Source organism: Paraburkholderia franconis (assembly GCF_009362735.1).
Lineage (GTDB): Bacteria > Pseudomonadota > Gammaproteobacteria > Burkholderiales > Burkholderiaceae > Paraburkholderia > Paraburkholderia franconis.
Map to the genome: position 1 here is coordinate 177,516 of NZ_WHNP01000002.1, position 25,369 is coordinate 202,884.

At 64.1% G+C, this 25,369-nt stretch carries 24 protein-coding genes; 12 read left to right on the top strand and 12 right to left on the bottom strand.

What is annotated here, in order from left to right; all coding sequences use genetic code 11:
• Positions 1–75: 75 nt before the first annotated feature.
• From GCT13_RS48140 to recG, 5 genes are all read right to left on the bottom strand, one after another.
• Positions 76–234, bottom strand: a complete 159-nt coding sequence (locus GCT13_RS48140) for a hypothetical protein (protein ID WP_193727563.1) — start codon at positions 232–234, stop codon at positions 76–78.
• A gap of 270 nt (positions 235–504) precedes the next feature.
• Entirely contained in the window at positions 505–1,953 is a 1,449-nt protein-coding gene (locus GCT13_RS02595) for a catalase (protein ID WP_152755218.1), read from the bottom strand.
• A gap of 65 nt (positions 1,954–2,018) precedes the next feature.
• A complete protein-coding gene (locus GCT13_RS50470; RefSeq protein ID WP_265335266.1) occupies positions 2,019–2,153 on the bottom strand; it encodes a hypothetical protein in 135 nt (44 codons plus the stop codon).
• A gap of 174 nt (positions 2,154–2,327) precedes the next feature.
• A complete protein-coding gene (locus GCT13_RS02600; protein ID WP_087732579.1) occupies positions 2,328–3,287 on the bottom strand; it encodes a LysR substrate-binding domain-containing protein in 960 nt (319 codons plus the stop codon).
• 112 nt (positions 3,288–3,399) lie between these two features.
• Positions 3,400–5,622: an ATP-dependent DNA helicase RecG gene (recG, locus tag GCT13_RS02605; RefSeq protein WP_152755219.1), complete on the bottom strand. Its 2,223-nt coding sequence runs from the start codon at positions 5,620–5,622 to the stop codon at positions 3,400–3,402.
• Between the two features lie 237 nt (positions 5,623–5,859).
• On the opposite strand from recG, the gene queA reads away from it, so the two are divergent.
• From queA to secF, 5 genes are all read left to right on the top strand, one after another.
• A complete protein-coding gene (gene queA, locus GCT13_RS02610; RefSeq protein WP_152755220.1) occupies positions 5,860–6,921 on the top strand; it encodes a tRNA preQ1(34) S-adenosylmethionine ribosyltransferase-isomerase QueA in 1,062 nt (353 codons plus the stop codon).
• 79 nt (positions 6,922–7,000) lie between these two features.
• Positions 7,001–8,206, top strand: coding sequence for a tRNA guanosine(34) transglycosylase Tgt (gene tgt / locus GCT13_RS02615; protein WP_227746705.1), 1,206 nt, complete (start codon positions 7,001–7,003; stop codon positions 8,204–8,206).
• 209 nt (positions 8,207–8,415) lie between these two features.
• A complete protein-coding gene (yajC, locus tag GCT13_RS02620) occupies positions 8,416–8,745 on the top strand; it encodes a preprotein translocase subunit YajC (protein ID WP_012401902.1) in 330 nt (109 codons plus the stop codon).
• A 120-nt stretch (positions 8,746–8,865) separates the two neighbouring features.
• On the top strand, positions 8,866–10,911 hold the full coding sequence (secD, locus tag GCT13_RS02625) for a protein translocase subunit SecD (RefSeq protein ID WP_152755221.1): 2,046 nt from the start codon (positions 8,866–8,868) through the stop codon (positions 10,909–10,911).
• An 18-nt stretch (positions 10,912–10,929) separates the two neighbouring features.
• Positions 10,930–11,880 (top strand): protein translocase subunit SecF, encoded by a 951-nt coding sequence (gene secF / locus GCT13_RS02630; RefSeq protein WP_152755222.1) that lies wholly within the window; start codon positions 10,930–10,932, stop codon positions 11,878–11,880.
• 112 nt (positions 11,881–11,992) lie between these two features.
• Here secF and GCT13_RS02635 read toward each other — a convergent pair whose 3' ends face one another.
• From GCT13_RS02635 to GCT13_RS02650, 4 genes are all read right to left on the bottom strand, one after another.
• The gene (locus tag GCT13_RS02635) at positions 11,993–13,270 is read right to left on the bottom strand and encodes an MFS transporter (protein WP_152755223.1); all 1,278 of its coding nucleotides are present in this window, start codon (positions 13,268–13,270) and stop codon (positions 11,993–11,995) included.
• 269 nt (positions 13,271–13,539) lie between these two features.
• Positions 13,540–14,109, bottom strand: a complete 570-nt coding sequence (locus GCT13_RS02640; protein ID WP_152755363.1) for a YceI family protein — start codon at positions 14,107–14,109, stop codon at positions 13,540–13,542.
• A gap of 40 nt (positions 14,110–14,149) precedes the next feature.
• Positions 14,150–14,713 (bottom strand): YceI family protein, encoded by a 564-nt coding sequence (locus GCT13_RS02645; protein WP_152755224.1) that lies wholly within the window; start codon positions 14,711–14,713, stop codon positions 14,150–14,152.
• Positions 14,714–14,721: 8 nt separating this feature from the next.
• Entirely contained in the window at positions 14,722–15,294 is a 573-nt protein-coding gene (locus GCT13_RS02650) for a cytochrome b (protein ID WP_152755225.1), read from the bottom strand.
• Positions 15,295–15,702: 408 nt separating this feature from the next.
• On the opposite strand from GCT13_RS02650, the gene GCT13_RS02655 reads away from it, so the two are divergent.
• The 7 genes from GCT13_RS02655 to GCT13_RS02685 all read left to right on the top strand — a co-directional run bounded on the left by GCT13_RS02655 (position 15,703) and on the right by GCT13_RS02685 (position 22,304).
• Complete coding sequence (locus tag GCT13_RS02655; RefSeq protein ID WP_152755226.1) at positions 15,703–16,437, top strand: paraquat-inducible protein A; 735 nt, start codon at positions 15,703–15,705, stop codon at positions 16,435–16,437.
• Between the two features lie 7 nt (positions 16,438–16,444).
• On the top strand, positions 16,445–17,113 hold the full coding sequence (locus GCT13_RS02660; protein WP_152755227.1) for a paraquat-inducible protein A: 669 nt from the start codon (positions 16,445–16,447) through the stop codon (positions 17,111–17,113).
• Positions 17,110–18,750: a PqiB family protein gene (locus GCT13_RS02665; protein ID WP_152755228.1), complete on the top strand. Its 1,641-nt coding sequence runs from the start codon at positions 17,110–17,112 to the stop codon at positions 18,748–18,750. Before GCT13_RS02660 ends, GCT13_RS02665 begins: the two co-directional genes overlap by 4 nt.
• Positions 18,747–19,475 carry a PqiC family protein gene (locus GCT13_RS02670; protein WP_152755229.1) on the top strand — a complete coding sequence of 243 codons (729 nt, stop codon included), beginning with the start codon at positions 18,747–18,749 and terminating at the stop codon, positions 19,473–19,475. Before GCT13_RS02665 ends, GCT13_RS02670 begins: the two co-directional genes overlap by 4 nt.
• A gap of 154 nt (positions 19,476–19,629) precedes the next feature.
• Positions 19,630–20,910 carry a THUMP domain-containing class I SAM-dependent RNA methyltransferase gene (locus GCT13_RS02675; RefSeq protein ID WP_152755230.1) on the top strand — a complete coding sequence of 427 codons (1,281 nt, stop codon included), beginning with the start codon at positions 19,630–19,632 and terminating at the stop codon, positions 20,908–20,910.
• A gap of 185 nt (positions 20,911–21,095) precedes the next feature.
• The gene (locus GCT13_RS02680) at positions 21,096–21,479 is read left to right on the top strand and encodes a VOC family protein (RefSeq protein ID WP_152755231.1); all 384 of its coding nucleotides are present in this window, start codon (positions 21,096–21,098) and stop codon (positions 21,477–21,479) included.
• Positions 21,480–21,563: 84 nt separating this feature from the next.
• Positions 21,564–22,304 carry a helix-turn-helix transcriptional regulator gene (locus GCT13_RS02685; protein WP_407670732.1) on the top strand — a complete coding sequence of 247 codons (741 nt, stop codon included), beginning with the start codon at positions 21,564–21,566 and terminating at the stop codon, positions 22,302–22,304.
• A 79-nt stretch (positions 22,305–22,383) separates the two neighbouring features.
• On the opposite strand, the gene GCT13_RS02690 is transcribed toward GCT13_RS02685, so the two are convergent.
• From GCT13_RS02690 to GCT13_RS02700, 3 genes are read right to left on the bottom strand one after another with little or no spacing between them, the layout of a single operon-like run.
• Positions 22,384–23,835, bottom strand: a complete 1,452-nt coding sequence (locus GCT13_RS02690; protein WP_152755232.1) for an NAD(P)(+) transhydrogenase (Re/Si-specific) subunit beta — start codon at positions 23,833–23,835, stop codon at positions 22,384–22,386.
• Positions 23,836–24,168, bottom strand: a complete 333-nt coding sequence (locus GCT13_RS02695) for an NAD(P) transhydrogenase subunit alpha (protein WP_152755233.1) — start codon at positions 24,166–24,168, stop codon at positions 23,836–23,838.
• Positions 24,169–24,186: 18 nt separating this feature from the next.
• Complete coding sequence (locus GCT13_RS02700) at positions 24,187–25,329, bottom strand: Re/Si-specific NAD(P)(+) transhydrogenase subunit alpha (RefSeq protein WP_152755234.1); 1,143 nt, start codon at positions 25,327–25,329, stop codon at positions 24,187–24,189.
• Between the last annotated feature and the right edge of the window lie 40 nt (positions 25,330–25,369).

The window sequence follows — 25,369 nt, forward strand, 5'->3', positions numbered from 1 at the left end:
ATGGCATGAGTTCGCGCGACGCAATACCTCGCCGATGCGGCTGTAGGGACCGCAGATGGGCATGCGTGCAGTTTGTCATCGGCTGATTGCGTGCAGCAGATTCGCGACCATCACCGCGTACCCGCTGCTGACGATCGCGAGCCCCGCGAGCCTCTGAAAAAGCGTGGGGCCGCGCACCTGTTGCGCCACACTGCCGGCGCTATGGCCGACTGCGTTCATCACCATCTGAACCATGATCTTTCTCCTGTCGACCAGAGTTGGTGCGTTAGCGCCTTACTCTGGTCCCATGCAAGGCTGTCGACCAAAGTTGGCGCGTTAGCTTGCCGGCTGGAGTTAGTGCTTTAGCACTTACTCCAGCCCCATGCAGAGCACTTACTCTGGTCCCATGCAAGGCTGTCGACCAGAGTTGGCGCGTTAGCGCTTGCTCCCGTCCCATGCATTACTCTGGTCCGCAACATCGTTGCCTTAATGCGGGCGCCTCAATCACTACTCGCCCGCTCCACCTCACTTCGCCTTCGCGAGCGCCTCGATGGCCGCGACCACGCCGTCCGCATACGCCGGATCGATCTTGCGGAAGTGCTCGACCTGGCGCGCGACGATGTCCGCCGGCACGCCCTCGATCGCCCGCGCGATGTTGGCGAAGAGACGCTCGCGTTCACCTGCATCGAAGATCCGGAAAAGGGCTGCCGGCTGGCTGTAGTAGTCCTCGTCCTCACGATGGTTGTAGCGATCGACGTTGCCCGCCGCGAGCGGCGGCTCGATCGCGTTGCGGTCCTGCGCGAAGTCGCCGAAGCGGTTCGGCTCATAGTTCACGTTGCCGCCGAGGTTGCCGTCGGTGCGCATGCCGCCGTCGCGATGGAACGAGCGCGCATTCGGCGCACGCGACGCGTTCACGGGAATCAGATGGTGATTCACGCCAAGGCGATAGCGCTGCGTGTCGCCGTACGAGAACAGGCGGCCCTGCAACAGACGATCCGGCGAGAAGCCGATACCCGGCACCACATTGGCCGGCGTGAACGCGGCCTGCTCGACGTCCGCGAAGTAATTCTGCGCGTTGCGGTTCAGCTCGATCACGCCGACGTCGATCAGCGGATAGTCCTTGTACGGCCATACCTTCGTGATGTCGAACGGGTTGTAGCGATACGTCGCTGCATCCGCTTCGGGCATCACCTGAATCTGAAAGCGCCACTTCGGGAAGTTGCCGCTATCGATCGCCCCGATCAGGTCGCGCTGCGCGCTTTCGCGGTCGCTTGCGACAACCTGTGCGGCTTCTTCGTCGGTGTAGTTCTCGATGCCTTGCATCGACTTGAAGTGGAACTTCACCCAGAAGCGCTCGTCGTTCGCGTTGGTGAACGAGAACGTGTGCGAGCCGAAGCCGTGCATCTGCCGATAGTTCTTCGGAATGCCGCGATCGCTCATCACGATCGTCACCTGATGCAGCGACTCCGGATGACGCGAGAAGAAGTCCCACGCGTTCGTTGCGCTGCGCATGTTCGTGTACGGATCACGCTTTTGCGTGTGAATGAAGTCCGGAAACTTCAACGGATCGCGGATAAAGAACACGGGCGTGTTGTTGCCGACCACATCCCAGTTGCCCTCTTCCGTGTAGAACTTGATCGAGAAGCCGCGCACGTCGCGTTCGGCGTCGGCGGCGCCGCGCTCGCCCGCAACCGTCGAAAAGCGCATGAAAAGCGGCGTTTCCTTGCCGACTTCCGAGAACACCTTGGCCTTCGTATAGCGCGAGATGTCGTGCGTCACCGTCAACGTGCCAAACGCGCCCGAACCCTTCGCGTGCACGCGGCGCTCGGGAATCACTTCACGGTCGAAGTGCGCGAGCTTTTCGATCAGCCACACGTCCTGCAACGCGACGGGCCCGCGCGGGCCGGCTGTCAACGAGTTCTGGTTGTCGGCAACGGGTGCGCCCGAGGCGGTCGTGAGATTGCGTTCAGACATATCTGTTCTCCTTGCGAGTTCAGGCGAATGCCGTCCTGGGGAATTCGAGTAAGAGGAAAAGCGTTTCAGGCGGCCAGCGCGCGATCCACCAGCAACACGAACGCGACAGTCCTGAAACTGGACGCGGCATTCACGGCCGGGGCCGCTTGCTGCGGCGACGGGGAAACAGACTGGATCGGCGACGACGTAGATGGCTGCATGATTCCTCCGGTTTGTTGTGACGGATCTCGGCGACCCACGGAGGAAAGTTTATTAAAAACTATCAAATACGACGATTTGATTAATTTTATGCATTCAATAGTCTCCGCCTCATGCAGAAGGCGGTGGCAGGCGGACTGGCGCATCCCGAAGACCGGGATGCACCGGCAAAGCGGTTAGTTGACGGCAGCGGGCAGATCGAGCTTCTTCACGCCCGGCAGATCGCACGCGGCGACGGCGTCGCAGATCGCGTCGATGGCGGGCATCCGCGTGAAGCTCTTGCGCCATGCGAGCACGACGCGGCGGTCCGGCACCGGGTCGTCGAACGGCACGTAGCTGAGCAGCCCCGAATCGACGCCGCCCGCGTGCGCCTTCACTTCATGCACCGACATGCGCGGCAGCACCGTAATGCCGACGCCGCTCGCGACCATATGCCGGATCGTTTCCAGCGACGAGCCTTCGAACGTCTTCTGGATGCCGTCGGCGTTCTGCGAAAAGCGCATCAGCTCCGGACACACGCCGAGCACGTGATCGCGGAAGCAGTGACCGCTGCCGAGCAGCAGCATCGTTTCCTGCTTGAGGTCGGTCGGATCGATCTTGTGGCGCGACTCCCACGCGTGGCCCGACGGCAGCGCGACGACGAACGGCTCGTCGTACAGCGGACGCAGCATCAGACCCGTTTCCGGGAACGGCAGCGCCATGATCGCGACGTCGATCTCGCCTTGCTTGAGCAGTTCGATCAGCTTGAGCGTGTAATTTTCCTGCAGCATCAGCGGCATCTGCGGGACGCGCTTGATCATCTGCTTGACGAGCGTGGGCAGCAGGTACGGTCCGATCGTGTAGATGACTCCGAGGCGCAGCGGCCCGACGAGCGGGTCCTTGCCCTGCTTCGCGATTTCCTTGATCGCGAGCGTCTGTTCGAGCACGCGTTGCGCCTGCGTGACGATCTGCTCACCAATCGGCGTGACGCTGACTTCGCTCGTGCCGCGTTCGAAAATCTGCACGTTCAGTTCGTCTTCGAGCTTCTTGATCGCGACCGACAGCGTCGGCTGGCTCACGAAACACGCTTCCGCCGCTCGGCCGAAATGGCGCTCGCGGGCAACGGCGACGATATATTTCAGTTCTGTGAGGGTCATTGGGGACCAATCAGGGCGATAGATTCGATAGGTTTCTGTTATACACCTATGGGGCCAATTCGCCAACCTTCAAGAGTGACGCGGCGCGGAAGCGCTTCCCCGTCAAGCCTCGTCACGCCTTCAGATACTGCTCGCGCGTATTCAGCCAGCGCAAAAGATGCTGCGTGACGACGTTCGGGTACTGCGCAAGCAGCGTCGCGGCCGCCTCGAGCGCCGGTTCGATCAGCCAGCCGTCGTTTTCCAGATCCGCGAAACGCAGCATCGCGGCACCCGACTGCCGCGCGCCGAGAAATTCTCCGGGGCCGCGAATTTCGAGGTCGCGACGGGCGATTTCGAAGCCATCGGTGGTTTCGCGCATCGTCTGCAGACGCGCGCGCGCCGTCATCGACAGCGGTCCGGAATACATCAGCACGCACACCGACGCCGCGCTGCCGCGCCCCACCCGTCCGCGCAGCTGATGCAGTTGCGCGAGCCCGAAGCGCTCCGCGTGCTCGATCACCATCAGCGACGCGTTCGGCACGTCGACACCCACTTCGATCACCGTCGTCGCGACCAGCAACTGCACTTCGTTGCGAGTGAACGCATCCATCACGGCCGCTTTCTCGACAGGCGTGAGCCGCCCGTGCACGAGGCCGACCTTCAGTTCCGGCAGCGCGGCGATGAGCGTTTCGTACGTTTCGACGGCCGTCTGCAATTGCAGCGTCTCGCTTTCCTCGATCAGCGGACAGACCCAGTACACCTGGCGCCCCGTCAGCGCTGCTTCGCGCACGCGGCCGATCACTTCGTCGCGGCGTCCATCGGACACCAGTTTGGTCAGGATCGGCGTGCGGCCGGGCGGCAGTTCGTCGATCGTCGATACATCGAGGTCCGCGTAGTACGTCATCGCGAGTGTGCGCGGGATCGGCGTCGCGGACATCATCAGTTGATGCGGCTGGAAATCGCGCGCGCCGTCGGCGGCGTTTTGCGCTTTCGCGCGCAGCGCAAGCCGCTGCTCGACGCCGAAGCGATGCTGTTCGTCTACGATCACGAGGCCGAGCCGCGCGAATTCGACCGCATCCTGAATGATCGCGTGCGTGCCGATCACGAGCTGCGCGGCGCCGAGCGCCGCCGCTTCGAGCGCGCTGCGCTTTTCCTTCGTCTTGAGGCTACCCGCGAGCCACGCAACGGTCACGCCGAGCGGCTCCAGCCAGCCGCGCAGCTTGCGCGCGTGCTGTTCGGCGAGGATCTCCGTGGGCGCCATCATCGCGGCCTGATAACCGTCGTCGATGGCCTGGGCGGCCGCGAGCGCCGCGACGATCGTCTTGCCGCTGCCGACGTCCCCCTGCAACAGACGCTGCATCGGATGCGGCTGCGTCAGATCGTGCGCGATCTCCGCGCTCACGCGCTTCTGCGCGCCCGTCAGCGCAAACGGCAGCGCCTTCGACAGACGCGCGACGAGCGATGCATCGTCGGCGGGTGAGCGGCGCGGCATCGCCGGCGCGGCGCGCGTGCGGCGCTCTTCGTGCGCGCGCTTGAGCGACATCTGCTGCGCGAGCAGTTCCTCGAACTTGATGCGCGTCCACGCGGGATGCGTGCCGTCGATCAGCGCCGTTTCGTCGGCATGTGAAGTGGGATGGTGCAGCGTGCGCACGGCGTCCATCAGCGGCGGCACGTCGAGCGGCTGCAGATATTGCCGCGCGACGGGCTCGGGCAACAGCTCCGGCAACGATGTGCGCGACAGCGCGTTGTCGATCGCCTTGCGCAGATACGCCTGCGAAACGCCCGCCGTGCTCGGATAGACGGGCGTGAGCGCTTGCGGCAGCGGCGTGTCTTCATCGACGACGCGCACCGCGGGATGCACCATTTCCATCCCGAAGAAGCCGCCGCGCACGTCGCCGCGCACGCGCAGCCGCACGCCGACCGACATCTGCTTGACCTGCGAGCCGTAGAAATTGAGGAAGCGCAGGATCAGCTCGTCGCCCGCGTCGTCGCGCATCTTCACCAGCAGCTGACGGCGCGGCCGGTACGCGATCTCGTTGTCGAACACGACGCCTTCCGTCTGCGCGACGCCGCCTGGCAGCAGTTCGCCGATCCGCGTCAGCGACGTTTCGTCCTCGTAGCGCATCGGCAGATGCAGCACGAGATCGATGTCGCGCGTGAGGCCGAGTTTCGCAAGCTTGTCGGCTGTCTTGGCGAGCGTGGGCTTTTTCGCGGCGGGCTTCTTCGCGTCTTGAGCGTCGGGCACAGCGGGCTCCTGAGCCGCGTCCGCGCCCGCCTTGCTCCGCGCGGCGCGGCGCTTCTTCGGAGCGTCGGCGTCGTCGGTGTCGAGGGGTGAACGGGTATCGGACAAAGGCATGAGTCGCTTCGCAAGTACAATATCGGCTTCAGAAGTTTCGCGGCCAGCGCGCGCCTGCCGGGCGCGCATGCATGGCCGCTGCGGCAATGTCCCGCAATCATAGCCGCTCGACGGCCGCTGGCGCACCCGCTATGGATCGAGTCGTCGATCCCGTCGCCGGTCCGGCTTCGTTCCAGCTTTGTCCCGTCCGAGACGGCAATCCAGTTTCTATCGCATCAGCGCATCACATCAGTCCGCATGTTCACGCTTTCCGATTTCGATTTCGACCTGCCGCCCGAGCTGATCGCGCAAGTCGCCTTGCCCGAGCGCAGCGCGAGCCGTCTGCTCGAAGTGAATGGGCAGACGAAGCCCGCGACGTTCGCGGACCGCCATTTCGCCGATCTGCCCGAACTCATCGATGCCGGCGACCTGCTCGTATTCAACGATACCAAAGTGCTGAAGGCCCGGTTCCTCGGCCAGAAGGCCAGTGGCGGCAAGATCGAAGTGCTCGTCGAGCGCCTGACGGGCGAGCGTACCGCGCTCGCGCAGATTCGCGCGAGCAAGAGCCCGGGGCCGGGCACGACGCTGCGCCTCGCCGATGCCTTCGACGTCACTGTCGGCAAGCGCGTCGAGCCGTTCTACACGCTGCACTTCCCGGACGACTGCCTGACGCTGATCGAGCAGTACGGCCGTCTGCCGCTGCCACCTTATATCGAGCACGATCCCGACGCCTTCGACGAAACGCGCTACCAGACGGTGTACGCGCAAAATCCGGGCGCCGTCGCCGCGCCCACGGCCGGGCTGCATTTCGACGATTCGATCTTCGCGCGGCTCGACGAAAATGGCATCGAGCGCGCGACGCTCACGCTGCACGTCGGCGCGGGCACGTTCCAGCCGGTGCGCGTCGAGAACATCGCCGAGCACAAGATGCATAGCGAGTGGTATCGGTTGCCGCAGTCGCTGGTCGACAGGATCACGGCGACGAAGGCGCGCGGCAATCGCGTGATCGCGGTGGGCACGACGTCGATGCGCGCGCTCGAAGCCGCCGCGCGCGACGCCGAAGCCGCGGGCCGTCCGCTTGCTGCGACGAGCGCCGACACGGATATTTTCATCACGCCGGGCTACAGGTTTCGCGTGATCGACCGGCTGGTGACGAATTTCCATTTGCCGAAGTCGACGCTGCTGATGCTGGTGTCCGCGTTCGCGGGCATCGAGACGATACGCGCGGCGTATCGGCACGCAATCGAGGAGCGCTACCGCTTTTTCAGCTACGGCGACGCGATGCTGCTCACGCGCAGCGACGACGCGCTGAACGCATGATCCAACACCACCGCCGGAAATCTTCTGGCGGCGCTTATCATCTGCGCCGGACTGTTCTCTGGTCGCACAGGAGTATTCAATGACCGACGGTCACAACAACGCTGCACGCGCCGACCACGGCGCCTATCTCGGCGATCACGTACGCCCCGACAACGGCCTGAAGTTCGAGCTGCTGAAAACCGACGGCCAGGCGCGCCGCGGACGTCTGACGCTCAATCACGGCGTGATCGAAACGCCGATCTTCATGCCCGTCGGCACGTACGGCACCGTGAAGGCGATCCAGCCGCGCGAGCTCGAAGAAATCCGCGCGCAGATCATCCTCGGCAATACGTTTCACCTCTGGCTGCGCCCCGGTCTCGAAACGATCGCGGCGCATGGCGGCCTGCACGGCTTCATGGGCTGGAAGCGGCCGATTCTCACCGACTCGGGCGGCTTCCAGGTTTTCTCGCTCGGCGATCTGCGCAAGATCACCGAAGACGGCGTGACGTTCGCGTCGCCGATCAACGGCGACAAGCTGTTCCTCTCGCCGGAAGTGTCGATGCAGATCCAGAAGGTGCTGAACTCGGACATCGTGATGCAGTTCGACGAATGCACGCCCTACGCGGTCAACGGCGTGCCGACGTCGCACAACGACGCTGCCGATTCGATGCGCATGTCGATGCGCTGGGCGAAGCGCTCGATCGACGAGTTCAACCGGCTCGGCAATCCGAATGCGCTCTTCGGCATCGTCCAGGGCGGCATGCTCGAAGACCTGCGCGACGAGTCGCTTGCGGGGCTGTCGGAGATCGGCTTTCACGGCCTGGCGATCGGCGGGCTGTCCGTCGGCGAGCCGAAGGAAGACATGATGCGCGTGCTGAACCACATCGGCCCGAAGCTGCCCGCCGACAAGCCGCACTACCTGATGGGCGTCGGCACGCCGGAAGACCTCGTGGCGGGCGTCGCGGCGGGCGTCGACATGTTCGATTGCGTGATGCCGACTCGCAACGCGCGCAACGGCTGGCTCTTCACGCGCTACGGCGACATCAAGATCCGCAACGCGACGCACAAGAACTCGCTGCGCCCGCTCGATGAGCAATGCGGCTGCTACACGTGCCGCAACTTCACGCGCGGCTATCTGCATCATCTGCATCGCGTCGGCGAAATTCTCGGCGCGCAGCTGAACACGATCCACAACCTGCACTACTACCTCGAACTGATGCAGGAAATGCGCGATGCCATCGACGCGCGGATGTTCGACGCGTTCAAGAAGCTGTTTCATGAAAACCGGGCGCGCGGGACGGACTAGAGTTAAATGAGGCGCGAGGCAAGCACGTCAGGCAACGCGACAAAAGCATCCTCCCACATAGCGCAGCAGACATTACAATTTACTTTCGGAGAAACACCCGAAACCCCTTGACAGCCCGTCAGGAAAACCTGTTCCGGGCGCCGTCCCGTAAATGGCCGGTGGTAGAATAACCGGCTGATTTTTTTGATTGTTATAACGGAGAGACCAACGTGTCGTTCATTTCCAATGCCTTCGCGCAAGGCAGTGCAGCAGGTGGCGCCGAATCGAGCCTGATGAGCTTCCTGCCGCTGATTCTGATGTTCGCGGTGCTCTACTTCATCATGATTCGCCCGCAAATGAAGCGCCAGAAGGAACACCGCAACATGCTCGCCGCCATGGCGAAAGGCGACGAAGTGGTGACGAACGGCGGCATCGTCGGTAAGGTGACCAAGGTCGGCGAAGCCTATGTTGGCGTCGAAATCGCGGAAGGCACTGAAATCACCGTGCAGAAAGCGTCGGTCACGACCATTCTGCCGAAGGGCACCCTGAAGTCGCTGTAAGGCCTGCTCTCTCGCGTCCGGCGCGGCCTCGCGCCGGTCGAAGCCCGCCCAGGCGCTTTCGCTCGCCGCGCTCATCGCCGGACGCATCGCACTCAAGCCAACCTCCCGTTGGACCACCCCATGAATCGTTACCCCCTCTGGAAATATGTCGTGATGCTGGTGGCGCTCGTCATCGGCCTCGTGTACACGCTGCCCAATTTCTTCGGCGAAGCGCCGGCGGTGCAGGTGTCGAGCGGCAAGGCCACGGTGAAGCTCGATTCGGCCACGCTGTCGATGGTCGAAGCGGCGCTCGCATCGAGCCAGATCAAGCCGGACGACGTCACGTTCGACAACTCCACGTTGAACGCGAACATTCGCGTGCGCGTGAAGGACACCGACACGCAGCTGCGCGTCAAGGACCTGCTGCAAAAATCGCTCAACAGCGATCCGACCGATCCGCAGTACATCGTCGCGCTGAACCTGCAGAGCGCATCGCCGCGCTGGCTGACGGCCCTGCACGCGCTGCCGATGTATCTGGGCCTGGACCTGCGTGGCGGCGTGCACTTCCTGCTGCAGGTCGACATGGCGGGCGCGCTGAACAAGAAGCTGGATTCGGACGCCTCGGATGCGCGCACGCTGCTGCGCGACAAGAACATTCGCGACGGCGGCGTGAACCGCGTCGGCCAGTCGGTCGTCGTCAATTTCGCGGATCAGAGTGTCGCGGAGAACGCGCTCACGCAGCTGCAAGCGGGCGTCAACGAACTGCAGTGGGCGACGCAGCCGAACCCGAGCGGCGGCGTCCAGGTGGTGGGCACGTTCACGCCGGCCGTGCAGAAAACGGTGCAGGATGCGGCGCTCAAGCAGAACATCACGACGCTGCATAACCGCGTCAACGAACTCGGCGTGGCCGAGCCGGTGATCCAGCAGCAAGGCCCCGACCGCATCGTCGTCGAGCTGCCGGGCGTGCAGGACACGGCGAAGGCGAAGGACATCATCGGCCGCACGGCGACGCTCGAAGCGCGCCTCGCCGATCCGAACGGCCTGCATCCGAACCCGGGCGATCCCGTGCCGGCCGGCGACGAGCTGTTCACGCAGGGCAACCAGGCACCCGTGCTGCTGCGCAAGGCCGTGATCTTCACGGGCGATCGCATCATCGACGCGTCGGCGGGCTTCGACGAGCACCAGCGTCCCTCCGTCAACATCCGTCTCGATTCGGCGGGCGGCCGCGCGGTGCGCAGCGTGTCGCGCGACAACATCGGCAAGCCGATGGCGATGGTCCTGTTCGAAAAGGGCAAGGGCGAAGTGCTGACGGTCGCGACGATCCAGTCGGAACTGGGCGACCGCTTCCAGATCACGGGCCAGCCGACCCCGCAAGCGGCAACGGACCTCGCGCTGCTCTTGCGCGCCGGCTCGCTCGCGGCGCCGATGGACATTATCGAAGAACGCACGATCGGCCCGAGCCTCGGCGCGGACAACATCAAGAAGGGCTTCGATTCCGTCGTCTACGGCTTCATCGCGATCGCGGCGTTCATGATCGCGTACTACATGCTGTTCGGCCTGATCTCGATGATCGGGCTGTCGGTGAACCTGCTGCTGCTGATCGCGATCCTGTCGATGCTGCAGGCCACGCTGACGCTGCCCGGCATCGCCGCTATCGCGCTCGCGCTCGGTATGGCGATCGACGCGAACGTGCTGATCAACGAGCGCGTGCGCGAAGAGTTGCGCAATGGGGCGCCGCCGCAGCTGGCGATCCAGAACGGCTACGCGCACGCATGGGCGACGATTCTCGACTCGAACGTGACCACATTGATCGCTGGTCTCGCGCTGCTTGCATTCGGCTCCGGCCCGGTGCGGGGCTTTGCCGTGGTGCACTGTATCGGCATTCTGACGTCGATGTTCTCGGCCGTGTTCTTCTCGCGCGGGCTCGTGAACCTGTGGTACGGCGGCAAGAAGAAGCTGAAGTCGCTGGCCGTCGGCCAGGTGTGGAAGCCGGCTGCCGCCGACGGCGCAACGGCTTACCTCGACAACGCCGACACGGACACCGACACGGCGCGCGCGATGGCAGCGACAACGGCGCCGAAGGCCAAGGCGAAAGCGCCCGCCAGCGCGCAAGCCCGCGCCGGCAAGCCGACGCTGCGCAACCGCAACGCGCCGGATGGCACGAAGAAACCGGGTTCATCCCGCTGAGTCCCGGAGAAAGAGAACATGGAATTTTTCCGCATCCGTAAAGACATTCCGTTCATGCAGCGCGCGTTGATCTTCAACGCGATCTCGCTGCTGACGTTCATCGCCGCTGTGTTTTTCCTGCTGCATCGCGGGCTGCATCTTTCCGTGGAGTTCACGGGCGGCACGGTCATCGAAGTGCAGTATCCGGGCGCGGTGCCGCTCGAACCCGTACGCGATACGCTGACAAAGATCGGCTACGGCGACGCGCAGGTGCAGAACTTCGGCACCTCGCGCGACGTGCTGATCCGCCTGCCGCTGAAGCAAGGCCTGACCTCGGCGCAGCAAAGCGACCAGGTGATGTCCGCGCTGAAGGGCCAGGACGCGAACGCGAAGCTGCAACGCGTCGAGTTCGTCGGTCCGCAGGTCGGCAAGGAACTCGCGACCGACGGCCTGCTAGCGCTCGCGTGCGTGGTCGCCGGCATCGTGATCTATCTGTCGTTCCGCTTCGAGTGGAAGTACGCGATCGCGGGCGTGATCGCGAACCTGCACGACGTCGTGATCATTCTTGGCTTCTTCGCGTTCTTCCAATGGGAGTTCTCACTGTCGGTGCTGGCCGCCGTGCTCGCGGTGCTCGGCTACTCGGTGAACGAATCGGTGGTTATCTTCGACCGGATTCGCGAGACCTTCCGCCGCGAACGCAAGATGGGCGTGATGGAAGTGATCAACCACGCAATCACGAGCACGATGTCGCGCACGATCATCACGCACGGCTGTACGCAGATGATGGTCCTGTCGATGTTCCTGTTCGGCGGCCCGACGCTGCACTACTTCGCGCTCGCGCTGACGGTCGGCATTCTGTTCGGCATCTACTCGTCGGTGTTCGTCGCGGCGGCGCTGGCGATGTGGTTCGGCGTGAAGCGGGAAGATCTGCTGAAGGAAAAGAAGGAACGTCACGATCCGAACGATCCGAACGCAGGCGCGCAGGTTTGATCGGTTGCGTTTGAGAGGTTCTAAGGCATAGATAGAAGGGTAAACAAAAGGCCGGTTCGAAACTGAACCGGCCTTTGTCGTTTACGACAGCTGCGCAGCAGCACCCAGGCGATTATCTGAACCCAAGCTTGCGCCGCGCCGCCACCAGCGCGATCACGCTCACGACGGCCGCGAACATCAGATAGAAGCTCGGCGCGACCTTCGAATCCGTTGCGCGAATCAGCCACGCGATGATGAACGGTCCGAAGCCGCCGAAGATCGTCACGGCGATGTTATAGGCGAGCGACATGCCCGTCGTGCGCGTCTGCACTGGGAAAATCTCCGACAGCAGGCCCGGCAGCGAGCCGAAATAGCCCGTCATCAGGAAGCCGAACACGATCTGCATCAGCATCAGCGTGCCGAAGGTCGGATGCGCGACAAGATACGTGAACGCCGGCAGGATCAGCAGGAACAGCAGCACGGCGGGCACGAGCATGATCCGCACGCGTCCGTAGCGGTCCGACAGATGACCGACGATCGGCGAGAACACCAGCTGGATCACGCCCACCAGCGAGATGGCCGCGAATGCCACCGAGGGAGCCAAGCCCAATTGCTTGATCGCATAAGTCGGCATGAACAGCACGAGATACGTCGACACCGTTCCGAGCACGACGATGCCCACGCCGATGAAGAGCCTCGCCTTCTGGCTCGCGAACGTATCGCGGATCGGCGTCTGCGTGGTCTCGGCGGCGAGGAATTCGGGCGTCTCGTCGAGCTTCGTGCGGATATACCATGCGACGGGCCCGATCAGCAGGCCGAAGAAGAACGGCACGCGCCAACCCCACGCGCTCAGCTGTTCCGGAGACAGCTCGCCCGTGAGCACGACGCCGAACAGCGCGGCGAGCAGCGTCGTCAGGCCCTGGCTCGCGATCTGCCAGCTCGCGAAATAGCCGCGCCGACCCGGCACATGCTCGGCGAGAAACGCGGTGGCGCTGCCGAACTCGCCGCCCGCCGAGAAGCCCTGCATCAGCCGCGCGACGACGAGAATCAGCGGCGCGGCGATGCCGATCGACTGCCAGGTCGGCAGCACGGCGATGATCAGTGTGCCCATCATCATCAGCACGATCGACAGCGTGAGCGCGGCCTTGCGCCCCGCCTTGTCCGCATACGCGCCGAGCACGATCGCGCCGAGCGGCCGCATGAAGAACGACACGCCGAACGTGCCGAGCGTCAGCAGCAGCGACACCGTATCGTTGCCCGCCGGAAAGAACAGCTTCGAAATGACGACGGCGAAAAAACCATAGACGACGAGATCGAACCATTCCAGCGCATTGCCGATCGATGCGGCGATCACCGTGCGCCACGTATCGGGACGACTCTGCGCCGCGCTCGCGGCTATCGTTGAACTCATTGCGGATCTCCAGATGCGCGCGAGGTAGTCGTTGTCGTGGCAATCAGCGGACATTGCCCGCTTCTGTCATGTTTGCCGGACTCGATGCGCGCACAACCGGTCCGGCGTCTGCCTTCACTATGTACCGCAAAAAAGAAACCTGCACGAGACGTGAAAGCGCCAGGTGTTCACCGCCTTCACTGTCATCATGAAGAAACCAATAAAAAAGCCGCTTCGTCGCCAATGCGAACGAAGCGGCTTGCGCACCGATTCAGGTGAGAGCGCTTAGCTTACTGCTTGATGCCTTCCGCCTGGATGTGCAGCACCGTCTTCATACTGAAACCGTATTTGGTGCCGAAGTCCATTCCATAGTCCGCGCGATTGAACTCGCCCTCCGCTTCCACACCGCACACTTCGCGCTTCAGTACGGGATGCTGGATGCATTTGAACGATTCGATCTTCAGGCTCAGCGGCTTCGTGACGCCCTTCATCGTGAACTGGCCATCCACGGCGACGGGCATATCGCCGTCGAATTTGATCGCCGTGCCCTTGTACGTTGCCGTCGGATACTTGGCGACGTCGAAGAAATCGGGTGAACGCAGATGCTCTTCGAGCTTCGTGTTGCCGATCTGGATCGAGGATGTATCGACCGTGACGTCCACCGTGCCCGTCTTCGCCGCGCGGTCGAGCGTCACCGCGCCCGAGCTCTTCGTGAACTTGCCGCGCCACGTGGACACGCCGCCCATATGATCGGCTTCGAAGCTCGGATAGGTGTGCATCGGATCGAGCTGATAGGTATCGGCGGCAAACGCGCCCGCCGCAATCGACGACGCCAGTGCGCCGGCAACAATCAAAAGCATCGGTTTCACTTCATTCTCCCTTCTGTGTGCATGCGATGAATCACTTGCTCGCGGCGACGATGTGGAACTTGATCGTCACATCGTCCGCGACCACCGACGTATCCTTCCATTCGCCCGTGCCGATATCGAACTGCGAACGCTTGACGGACACCGAGCCGTCGTAGACCTGCGCCGCGCCCTGCTTCGTCACCGTGACGGGCACGACGACCGTCTGCGACTTGCCCTTCATCGTCAGCTTGCCCGTGACCTTGAACTGATTGGTGCCTGCGGGCGCGATCGCACTGGATACGAAAGTCGCCGTCGGATACGTCTTCGAATCGAACCACTCCTTGCCGCGCACCTGCTCGTTATAGCTTTCGTCGCCGAGATCGTAGCTCGACGTATCGATCGTGACCTGCGCGCTGCCCGATGTCGGCTTCGAAGAATCGAACGAGACTTGCGCGGTGAACTTGCCGAACTTGCCTTCGACGGGCACGTTCATCTGCTTCGACGTCGCCGTGACCGTGCTCTTGCCCATGTCGACCTGCGCGAACGCGGCACCCGACGCGGCCAGCGATGCGGCAGCAAACGCAGCGAGCATGTAGCGATAGAACGAAACCTTCATGTTTATCCTTATTTGAGGAAAGGGATCATCCGCGACAGCAGACCGTCGCGATCGAGCCATTGATGTTTGATCGCCGCCAGCATGTGCAGCACGACCAGCCCGAGAAGCGTGTAATTGAGCACGATGTGGACCGACTTCAGCACTTCCTTGAGGTGCGGATCGGGGGCGATCAGACGCGGCAGCGGCACGAGCCCGAGATAGACGACGGGAACGTTCGCCGCCGAGCTGTACAGATAGCCCGACACGGGAATCGCGACCATCAGCACATACAGCAGGAAATGCGTGAGATGCGCGGCGCCGCGCTGCCACGCGCGCATATGCGCGGGCATCGGCGGCACGGCGTGCGTCGCGCGCCAGAGGAGGCGCAGCACGACGAGCGCGAACACGGTCACGCCGATCCATTTGTGCCACGAAAAGTACTTGAGCTTGGTCGGCGTGAAGCCGGGGATGTCCGTCATCACCCAGCCGAGCGCAAAGCCGCAGACGATCAGCAGCGCGATCAGCCAGTGCAGCGCAATGGCCGTCGACGTGTATGACGGAGCCCGTGCGGAGAACGAACGAAGCGAAGAAGTGTGTGCCATGACAGAACCGACGCCAAACATAAAAGTTAAACGACGCAGTCGACGCCGTTATTCCGTCGCGCCCGATCCCGGCGCACCAACGGCTCGCGGCGCTAATCGTACCGCAAGCCGCTTCGGCAGGCTGGCGGCTTTGCACGCGGCGCGAAATTTGCTGTTGCGGTTTGAACGCGTGAGCGCCGCATCTGTCGGACAGAGCCCTGGGCAAGCCGACGAACGTCAGTCCATTCGCCGGGCATCCGTCAGCACACACCGACGGACGTCATCCCGGCGAGCTTTGATACTATTGCCCCCAAGCCGTGCCGCGCGCCCTCCCGCGTGCCCTTTCACCCCACGCGTCGCGCCGTAACCGGCTGTAAGGTCCAACCACAGACACGACGACACATCGCCTCCTGTTTTCCGATCGCCTGCATGGAACATGACCATCTGATTGCCTGTCACGAATGCGACGCGCTGTTTCAGAAACCCCGCCTCGGACGCAAGCGGACGGCGCGCTGCCCGCGATGCGGCGCGATCCTGTACGGGAGCGCGTCGGGACGGCTGGAGGGCATCACCGCGATGACGATGGCCGCGCTGATCACGTTTCTGATCGCGCAGGGCTTTCCGATCGTTGAGCTGGAAACCAATGGCATCACGTCGCAGACCAGCCTGATCGGCGCCATCGTCGCGTTGTGGAACGAAGACATGCAGATCGTCGCCGTGATGGTGTTCTGCTCGACGTTTCTTTTCCCGCTGACCGAACTGACCGCGCTGCTCTATCTGCTGATCCCCATTCGCGCCGGCATCGTGCCGCCCGGCTTCAACCAGGTGCTGCGCGCGATCCAGTTCGTGCGTCCGTGGGGCATGATCGAAGTGTTCATGCTCGGCGTGCTCGTGACGATCGTGAAAATGGTAAGTCTCGCGCGCGTGATCCCCGAGGCGGCGATGTTCGCGTTCGGCGCGCTCACGCTGATGTTCGTCGTGGTCGTCACCTTCGATCCGCGCACGTTGTGGGACGTCGCCGAAGGTCTCGGCGTGCTGGAAGCGCGGCGCGAGCGCCATGCGCGCGATGGCGATGGGGATGACGGCGATGCTCACGCCGATCAGGCCGGACGCGACGCGGGCAAACCCGGCGTCGATGGCACCGCCGCGCCGCACCAGGGATGACCGGCCGATGAAATACACGACGGCCTCGCGCGCCGGTTTCGTCGCCTGTCACGCGTGCTCGCGCGTGCAGCCGCGCGTGCGCTCGAAAGAACCGCAACGCTGCACACGCTGCGGCGCGGTCCTGCACCGGCGCAACCCCGACAGCCTGATGCGCACCTGGGCCCTTTTGATCGCCGCCGCCGTGCTCTACATTCCCGCGAACCTGCTGCCCGTGATGCATACGTCATCGCTGCTCGGCGCGGAGGACGACACCATCATGAGCGGCGTCGTCTACTTCTGGACGTCGGGCGACTGGCCGCTCGCGATCATCGTGTTCGTCGCGAGCATTCTCGTGCCGATGCTCAAGCTCACGGTGCTCGCGCTTCTGACCATCACTGCGCAACGCCATTCGACATGGCGTCCGCTGGAACGGACGAAGCTCTACCGGATCGTCGAGCGCATCGGCCGCTGGTCGATGCTCGACATCTTCGTCATCACGCTGACGGTCGCGCTCGTGCGCTTCAAGTCGCTCGCTGTCATCACGGCGGGGCCGGGCGCGCTCGCGTTCGGCTCGGTCGTGATCCTCACGATGATTGCGTCGATGCAGTTCGATCCGCGCCTCATCTGGGACGACGTGGACAAAGGCACAGGCGACGCAGCCCGCGCGAACCGCAATACTTCAGGACCCACCACATGAATAGCCCTCAAGAGCCGACGCCACCGGGCGGCGCGCCGCGCAGCGAGCCGCCCGTCCCCGAACCCGAGATCGTCACGAAACGCGGCTGGCTGCCTTCGCTCGTCTGGGTGATTCCGCTGATCGCGGCGCTGATCGGCGTCGGGCTCGTGGTGAAGTCGGTGCTCGAAAAGGGGCCGACGATCACGATCACCTTCATTAGCGCGGAGGGGCTCGAGCCCGGCAAGACGAAGGTCAAGTACAAGGACGTCGACATCGGCTTCGTGAAAACGATCAAGCTCGCGAAGAACCATTCGCGCGTCAACGTCGAGGTCCAGCTGTCGAAGGAAGCTGAAGACTTCGCGGTGAAGGACAGCCGTTTCTGGGTCGTGCGTCCGCGCATCGGCGCAAGCGGCGTGTCGGGGCTCGGCACGCTGCTGTCGGGCGCGTATATCGGCGTGGACGGCGGCCGCTCGACGGAGACGCAGACGCAGTTCGTCGGCCTCGAATCGCCGCCCGCCGTCACCGTCGACCAGAAAGGCCACCAGTTCACGTTGCGCGGCGAATCGCTCGGCTCGATCGACATCGGCTCGCCCGTGTTCTACCGGCGCGTGCAGGTCGGCCAGGTGACGGGCTTCTCGCTCGACAAGGACGGCACAGGCGTGACCGTGCAGGTGTTCGTGAGCGCACCGTTCGATCAGTACGTCGGCACGAACTCGCGCTGGTGGCACGCGAGCGGCGTCGATGTGCGGCTCGATTCGAGCGGCTTCAAGCTGAACACGCAATCGCTCGCGACGGTGATCGTCGGCGGCCTCGCGTTCCAGTCGCCGCCGGGTCAGGCCGTCGGCGCGCAGGCGCCGAACAACATGACGTTCCGCCTCGGCTCGGATGAAGGGGATGCGATGCGCGAGCCCGACGGCGAGCCCGTGCGCGTCGTGATGAACTTCAACCAGTCGCTGCGCGGGCTGTCGCCCGGCGCGGCCGTCGATTTCCGCGGCATCGTGCTCGGCCAGGTGACGAACATCGGCGTCGAATACGATCCGCAGACGAAGAACTTCACGATGCCCGTCACAATCGACCTGTATCCCGACCGCCTGCGCCGCCGCACCAAGGGCCAGCCCGTGCCCGACCAGGGCACGCAAGCGAGTCACAAGATGCTGCAGGCGCTCGTCAAGCACGGCCTGCGCGGCCAGCTGCGCACGGGCAACCTGCTGACGGGTCAGTTGTACATCGCGCTCGACCTGTTCCCGAAGGCGCCCGCCGCGACCGTCGACGTTTCGCGCGATCCGATCGAGCTGCCGACGATTCCGAACACGCTCGACGAACTGCAGCTGCAGGTCGCCGACATCGCGAAGAAGCTCGATCAGGTGCCGTTCGACCAGATCGGCAACAACCTGAACACCGCGCTGAAGAACGCCGATCAGCTCTTCACGCGGCTCGACAAGGAAGTCGTGCCTCAGGCGCGCGACACGCTCGCGGCCGCGAAGCAGACGTTCGGCTCGGCGGAAGCGACGCTGCAGCAGGACTCGCCGATGCAATCCGACGTGCATCAGGCGCTGCAAGAGCTGACGCGCACGCTGCAATCGCTGAATGCGCTGTCGGACTATCTCGAACGCCATCCCGAATCGCTGCTGCGCGGTAAATCAGGAGACAAGCCATGACGTTTGCCCGCGTCCCCCGAACGATGCGCGTTGCCGCGCTGGCGCTGTCTTCCGTGCTGCTTGCGGCGCTCGCCGCGTGCTCGTCGCCGGCGAGCCGCTTCTATACGCTCTCCGCCGGTGACACCTCGCCGGATGCCGTGCGCACCGCGAGCAACCCTGCGTTTCTGATCGAAGTGCCGCCCGTCGACGTGCCATCGCAAGTGGCGAAGAACCAGCTCGTCGTGCAGACGGGCCCGACCCAGGTGCAGGTGCTCGAACAGGAGCGCTGGGCGTCGCTGCCCGGCGACGAGATCCGCCGCGCGCTGTCCAGCACGCTGACGCAGCAACTGGGCACGATCGACGTGTACGGCACGCCGTATCCCGATCGCGTGCCCGTGTACCGCATCAGCGTGAATGTGCAGCGCTTCGAGTCTTGGCCCGGCTCGCACGCGCTGATCGATGCCGTGTGGAGTGTGCGAGCGGTGCGCACGCAGGCGGTGCTGACGTGCCGCAGCGTGGCCGGCGAGCCGGTGTCCGGCGGCTATGACGCGCTCGCCGAAGGCCATCGGCGAGCGGTCCAGCAGATCTCGATGGAAATCGCCGCTGCCGTGCGCAATCTCGCGGCGGTGCCCGCGCGCGGCGCAAGCGTGACGTGTCCGGCGTCGGCGGCCGGGCCGGCTGCTGCATCAGCAGTGCCATCGGTGCCATCGGCGCCTTCTGCGCTGAACGCGGGGTCGAAGGGCTGAGCAGGCTCACGCGCGTGACGTGACGGTAACGCGCGGTGAAGTGCGCTGACGCGCGCGCCGCGCGCACGCGACCGCCGACGCGCGACCCAACCCGAAGGCACAGCGAGGCGACCGCGTACAATGTCGCCTTGACCCACGCCTTGCGGCAACCTCCATGTCCTTCGAATTTTTCATCCCCTGCCCGCGCGGCCTCGAAGCCACGCTCGCCGCCGAACTCGCCGAGATCGCCGCGCGTCATCTGAACGGCGCGCCGTTCACCGCCGGCGAGCAGGTGCCCGGCGGCGTGCACTTCAAAGGCGGCTGGGCAGCCGGCATGGCCGCCAATCTGCATTCGCGCATCGCGAGCCGCGTGCTGCTGAAGATCGCGCATCGTCCGTATCGCAACGAGCAGGACATTTATGCGCTCGCGCTCGAACAGCACTGGGAACAATGGTTCTCGGCGAATGAGACGCTGCGCGTCGACGTCACCGCGATCAAGTCGCCGCTGCGCAGCCTCGAATTCGCGACGCTGCGCGTGAAGGACGCGATCTGCGACCGTCTGCGCGACAAGACGGGCGCGCGTCCGAGCATCGATACGGGCGCGCCCGACGTGCGCGTATTCGCGTTCGTGACGGCAACCGACTGCACGCTGTATCTCGATACCTCCGGCGAACCGCTCTTCAAGCGCGGCTGGCGCCTCGACAAGGGCGCGGCTCCACTGCGCGAAAACCTCGCGGCTGGCATCCTGCGCCTGACGGGCTGGACGCCGGGCACGCCGCTGTACGACCCGATGTGCGGCAGCGGAACGTTCCTCGCCGAGGCCGCGCAGGTCGCGCTGAACATCGCGCCGGGCGTCGATCGCCGCTTCGGGTTCGAGAAGTTCCGGCAGTACGACGTATCGGCGTGGCAAGCGCTGAAGGTCGCCGCGCAAGACGCGAAACGCGCGGCGCGCGCGGGCCGTGGCGATCTGCTGATCTTCGGCAGCGACATCTCCGATAACATGCTGGAGAAGGCGCGCGCTAATTTCGAGCGCGCCGGTTTTCCCGCGCTGCCGCTGAAGCAACTCGACGCGCGCAACATGACGCCACCCGTCAGCGAGGCCGGCATTCTCGTCGCGAACCCGCCGTATGGCGAGCGGATCGAAGTGCGTGGACGCGGTCCGCGTGGCGAGATACGCAATACGGGGCGCGAAGAAGGCGGCTTCCGGCGCGCGGAAGCGGATACGGGCGATATCGCCGAGTTCTTCCAGTCGTTCGGCGATGCGCTCAAGAAGCGCTTCACCGGCTGGCACGCGTTCGTGCTGACGTCGGATCGCAAGCTGCCGGGGCAGTTGCGTCTGCGCGAGTCGGCGAAAACGCCGCTGTATAACGGCGCGCTCGAATGCCGGCTGTTCCGCTTCGATCTGATCGCGGGAAGCGTGAGGCAGCGGCCGGCTGCCGACGAGCCGAAGGCGTAAGCGGTTTTTTTCGCTTCGGCGGCTCATTTGAGTGGCTGATTGAGTGAAAGTGGAAGCGGGCGTAATGCCCGCTTTTTTATCGGCTGCGCTCGCGGCGTCTCTCAACGCTACTGACAGAACGGTGTCAGCAGCCCGCCCGCACACTTCTCCTGCGCCATCCGGCGACACATTCACAGGAGAACGTCATGTCAGCACAACCCAATCGCGCCATTGCCTGGTTCGAGATCCCATCCGTCGACTTCGAGCGCGCGGTCCGCTTCTACGAGGCCGCGCTCGATACGACGCTGCGCCGCGAAGACTTCGGCATGCCGATGGCCGTCTTCAGTTACGACGAGCCGTCGACGGGCGGCTGCATCGTCCAGAGCGCGACCATGGAACCGTCGTCGACAGGCTCGCTCGTCTACCTGAACGCGCGCCCGACCGTCAGCGCGACCCTCGAACGCGTGAAGCGCGCAGGCGGCAAGGTCGAAGGGCCTGCCGTGCAGTTGCCGCACGACATCGGCTGGATCGGCTTTTTCACCGATACGGAAGGCAACCGTGTCGGCCTCCATTCGAAGACCAACGAGTGACGCGTCGGCAGACGTGACCGCCATCATCTTGCGTGGGACGGGAGCAGGCGCTTAGCCGCCAACTCCCGTCGACAGGAGCGCGTCGTGCGGCGCTATCATCGCGGGAGATTCCCCGTCTATTTCCGCGAGACACCCACGATGACGCGTCGCGCCGACCGCCTGTTCCAGATCGCCGAGCTGCTGCGCGGCCGGCGGCTGACCACCGCGCAGCAGCTGGCGGACTGGCTGCACGTGTCGCTGCGCACCGTCTATCGCGACGTGCAGGACCTGCAACTGTCGGGCGTGCCAATCGAAGGGGAGCCGGGCATCGGCTATCGGCTGAGCCGCAGCGCGAGCCTGCCGCCGCTCACCTTCACGGCGGAAGAACTCACGGCACTCGCCGCCGGTGCGCGGATGCTCGAATCATGGGGCGGCGAAAGCATGGCGGCGGGCGCACGCGGCGCGCTCGCGAAGATCGCGTCGGCGATGCCCGCCGACAAGCGCGCGACCATCGACCGCCTCGCGTTCTTCGCACCGTCGTTTCATATCGACGGGAATGTCTCCGCGATCGTCGATACGCTGCATCGGGCGATCGACACGCGGCACGTGGTCAGCTTCGCGTATCAGGACAAGAACGGCGCGGCGACGCAGCGGCGCGTATGGCCGCTCGCGCTCGCGTACTGGGGCGCGCGCTTCACGCTCGGCGCGTGGTGCGAACTGCGCGGAGACTTTCGACACTTCGCGCTTACGAATATCGACGACCTGAAAGTGCACGAGCCGTTTCCCGATGTCGAGGGAAGACGGCTCGCGGATTTCATGCGCAGCATCGGCGTGAAGCCGCGCTGAGCGAATGGTCGTGACACCTGATCGTGACACTCGATGAAGCGTGCGAGGCGCCTTTGAACGCGCCCCGCAGCGTACTTCATCAATCGACGGACTTCACCATGTCTTCGATCACCTTCTTCGCATCGCCGAAGACCATCATCGTCTTGTCCATGTAGAAGAGGTCGTTGTCGAGACCGGCATAACCCGCCGCCATCGAACGCTTGTTGACGATCACCGTGCGTGCCTTGTACGCCTCGATGATCGGCATGCCCGCGATTGGCGACTTTGGATCGTTCTTCGCGGCGGGGTTCACCACGTCGTTCGCGCCGAGCACCAGCACCACGTCGACCTGACCGAATTCGCCGTTGATGTCCTCCATCTCGTGAACGATTTCGTACGGCACTTCGGCTTCCGCCAGCAGCACGTTCATGTGGCCCGGCATGCGGCCCGCGACAGGGTGAATCGCGTACTTCACGTCGATGCCCTTTTCGACGAGCTTGTCGGTCAGTTCCTTCAGCGCATGTTGAGCACGCGCGACGGCCAAACCATAGCCCGGCACGATCACGACGGTCTCCGCGTTGCCGAGCATGAACGACGCATCTTCCGCCGACCCCGACTTCACCGGCTTCTGTTCCGTCGAGCCGCCCGCAGCCGCCGCGCCCGGTTCAGCGCCGAAGCCGCCGAGAATCACGTTGAAGAACGAGCGGTTCATCGCCTTGCACATGATGTACGACAGGATCGCACCGGACGAACCCACCAGCGAACCGGCGATGATCAGCATCGCGTTGTTCAGCGAGAAGCCGATGCCCGCGGCCGCCCAGCCCGAGTACGAGTTCAGCATCGACACGACCACGGGCATGTCCGCGCCGCCGATCGGGATGATGATCAGCACGCCCAGCGCAAACGCGATCAGCGTCATGATGATGAACGGCAGCCACGACTGCGTGAGGAAGAAGATCACGCCGAAGCCGATCATCGCGAGCGCGAGCAGCAGGTTGATCAGATGCTGGCCCGCATAGACGACGGGCGCGCCCTGGAAGAGCCGGAACTTGTACTTGCCCGACAGCTTGCCGAACGCGATCACCGAACCGCTAAAGGTAATCGCGCCGACGAACGTGCCGATGAACAGTTCGATCCGGTTGCCATACGGCAGGAAGCCCGCAATGCCTTCCTCGGCGCCGAGGCCGAACGCGGCCGGTTCCGACACCACCGCATACGCGATACACACGGCTGCCATACCGATCAGCGAGTGCATCGCCGCGACCAGTTCCGGCATCTTCGTCATCTCGACGCGCGCGGCGACGAACGCACCGATCCCGCCGCCCACCACCAGTGCGACGAACACAAGCGACAGGCCAAGAGTCAGGTTCGAGCCGAGCACGGCGGCCTGCTTCGCGATCAGCGCAACGGTCGTCAGAATCGCGATCGCCATCCCGACCATGCCGAACACGTTACCGGCGCGCGCGCTCTTCGGATTCGACAGGCCCTTGAGCGCCTGGATGAAGCAGACGGAGGCGATCAGATAAAGGAGCGTAACGACGTTCATGCTCATTTACGCACCCTCCTTCGAACCACCAGGACCCGCGATCTTCTTCGGCTCCTTCTTCTTGAACATCTCCAGCATCCGCCGTGTGACGAGGAAGCCGCCGAACACGTTCACGGCCGCAAGCGCCACGGCAATCGTGCCGAAGAACTTGCCCGAACCGCCGACCGTCAGGCCCGCTGCGAGCATCGCGCCGACAATGACGATCGCCGAAATCGCGTTCGTCACGGCCATCAGCGGCGTATGCAGCGCCGGCGTCACGTTCCAGACAACGTGATAGCCGACGTAGATCGCCAGCACGAAAATGATCAGGTTGATCACGGTATGGTTGATTACTTCCATCTCCCGTCTCCTCTTCCCTTATGCCTTGCGCGTGACTTCGCCGTCGCGTGCCAGCAGCGTGGCCGCGACGATGTCGTCCGCGAGATCGATATTGAGCGCGCCTTCCTTCGTGACGATCAGCTTCATGAAGTCGAGCAGATTGCGCGCGTACAGTGCGGACGCATCCGACGCGACCATCGACGCGAGATTCGTATAGCCCGCGATCGTCACGCCGTGCTTGACGACGACCTTGTCGGCTTCCGTCAACGGACAGTTGCCGCCGCGATTGCCTTCGTACTCGGCGCCACGTCCCGCCGCGAGGTCGATCAGCACGGAGCCCGGCTTCATCGCCTGCACGGTTTCGACGGAAAGCAGCGTCGGTGCGGGACGGCCCGGAATCAGCGCGGTCGAGATGATGACGTCGGCCTGCTTCGCGCGCTCGTGAACGAGCGCCGACTGGCGCGTGAGCCACGACGGCGGCATCGGCCGCGCGTAGCCGCCGACACCTTCGGCTGCTTCGCGTTCCTCAGCTGTTTCGTAAGGCACATCGAGGAATTTCGCCCCGAGCGACTCGATCTGCTCCTTCACGGCGGGCCGAACGTCCGACGCTTCGATCACGGCACCGAGGCGCTTCGCGGTCGCAATCGCCTGCAGGCCCGCGACGCCCGCACCCAGAATCAGTACGCGCGCGGCCTTGACCGTGCCGGCCGCTGTCATCAGCATCGGCATGAATCGCGGATAAAGGTCGGCGGCTAGCAGCACCGCCTTGTAGCCCGCAATGTTGGCTTGAGACGACAATACGTCGAGACTTTGTGCGCGCGTCGTGCGCGGCGCGGCTTCCAGCGAGAAGGCAGTGATGCCCGCTGCTGCAAGCTTTGATGAATTCTCCGTATTAAAAGGCTCGAGCATTCCGATCAGCACCGCGCCGCGTTTAAGAAGCGGTAGTTCTGAATCGGTGGGCGTCTGGACCTTGAGAACGATCTCCGCGCCGAACGCTGTCGGCGCATCGACGAGTTCCGCCCCTGCTGCTGAATAGGCATCGTCCAGATAACTGGCTCCCGTTCCGGCGCCGCTCTGTACGGTGACTCTGTGACCCTGCGACACGTACTTCTTGACCGTCTCGGGCGTCGCGGCGACGCGTGTTTCATACGGCCGCGTCTCGGCTGGCACTCCGATGTGCATCGTTAAACCTCCTCGACCATCCTCTGTTATGAAAATCTGG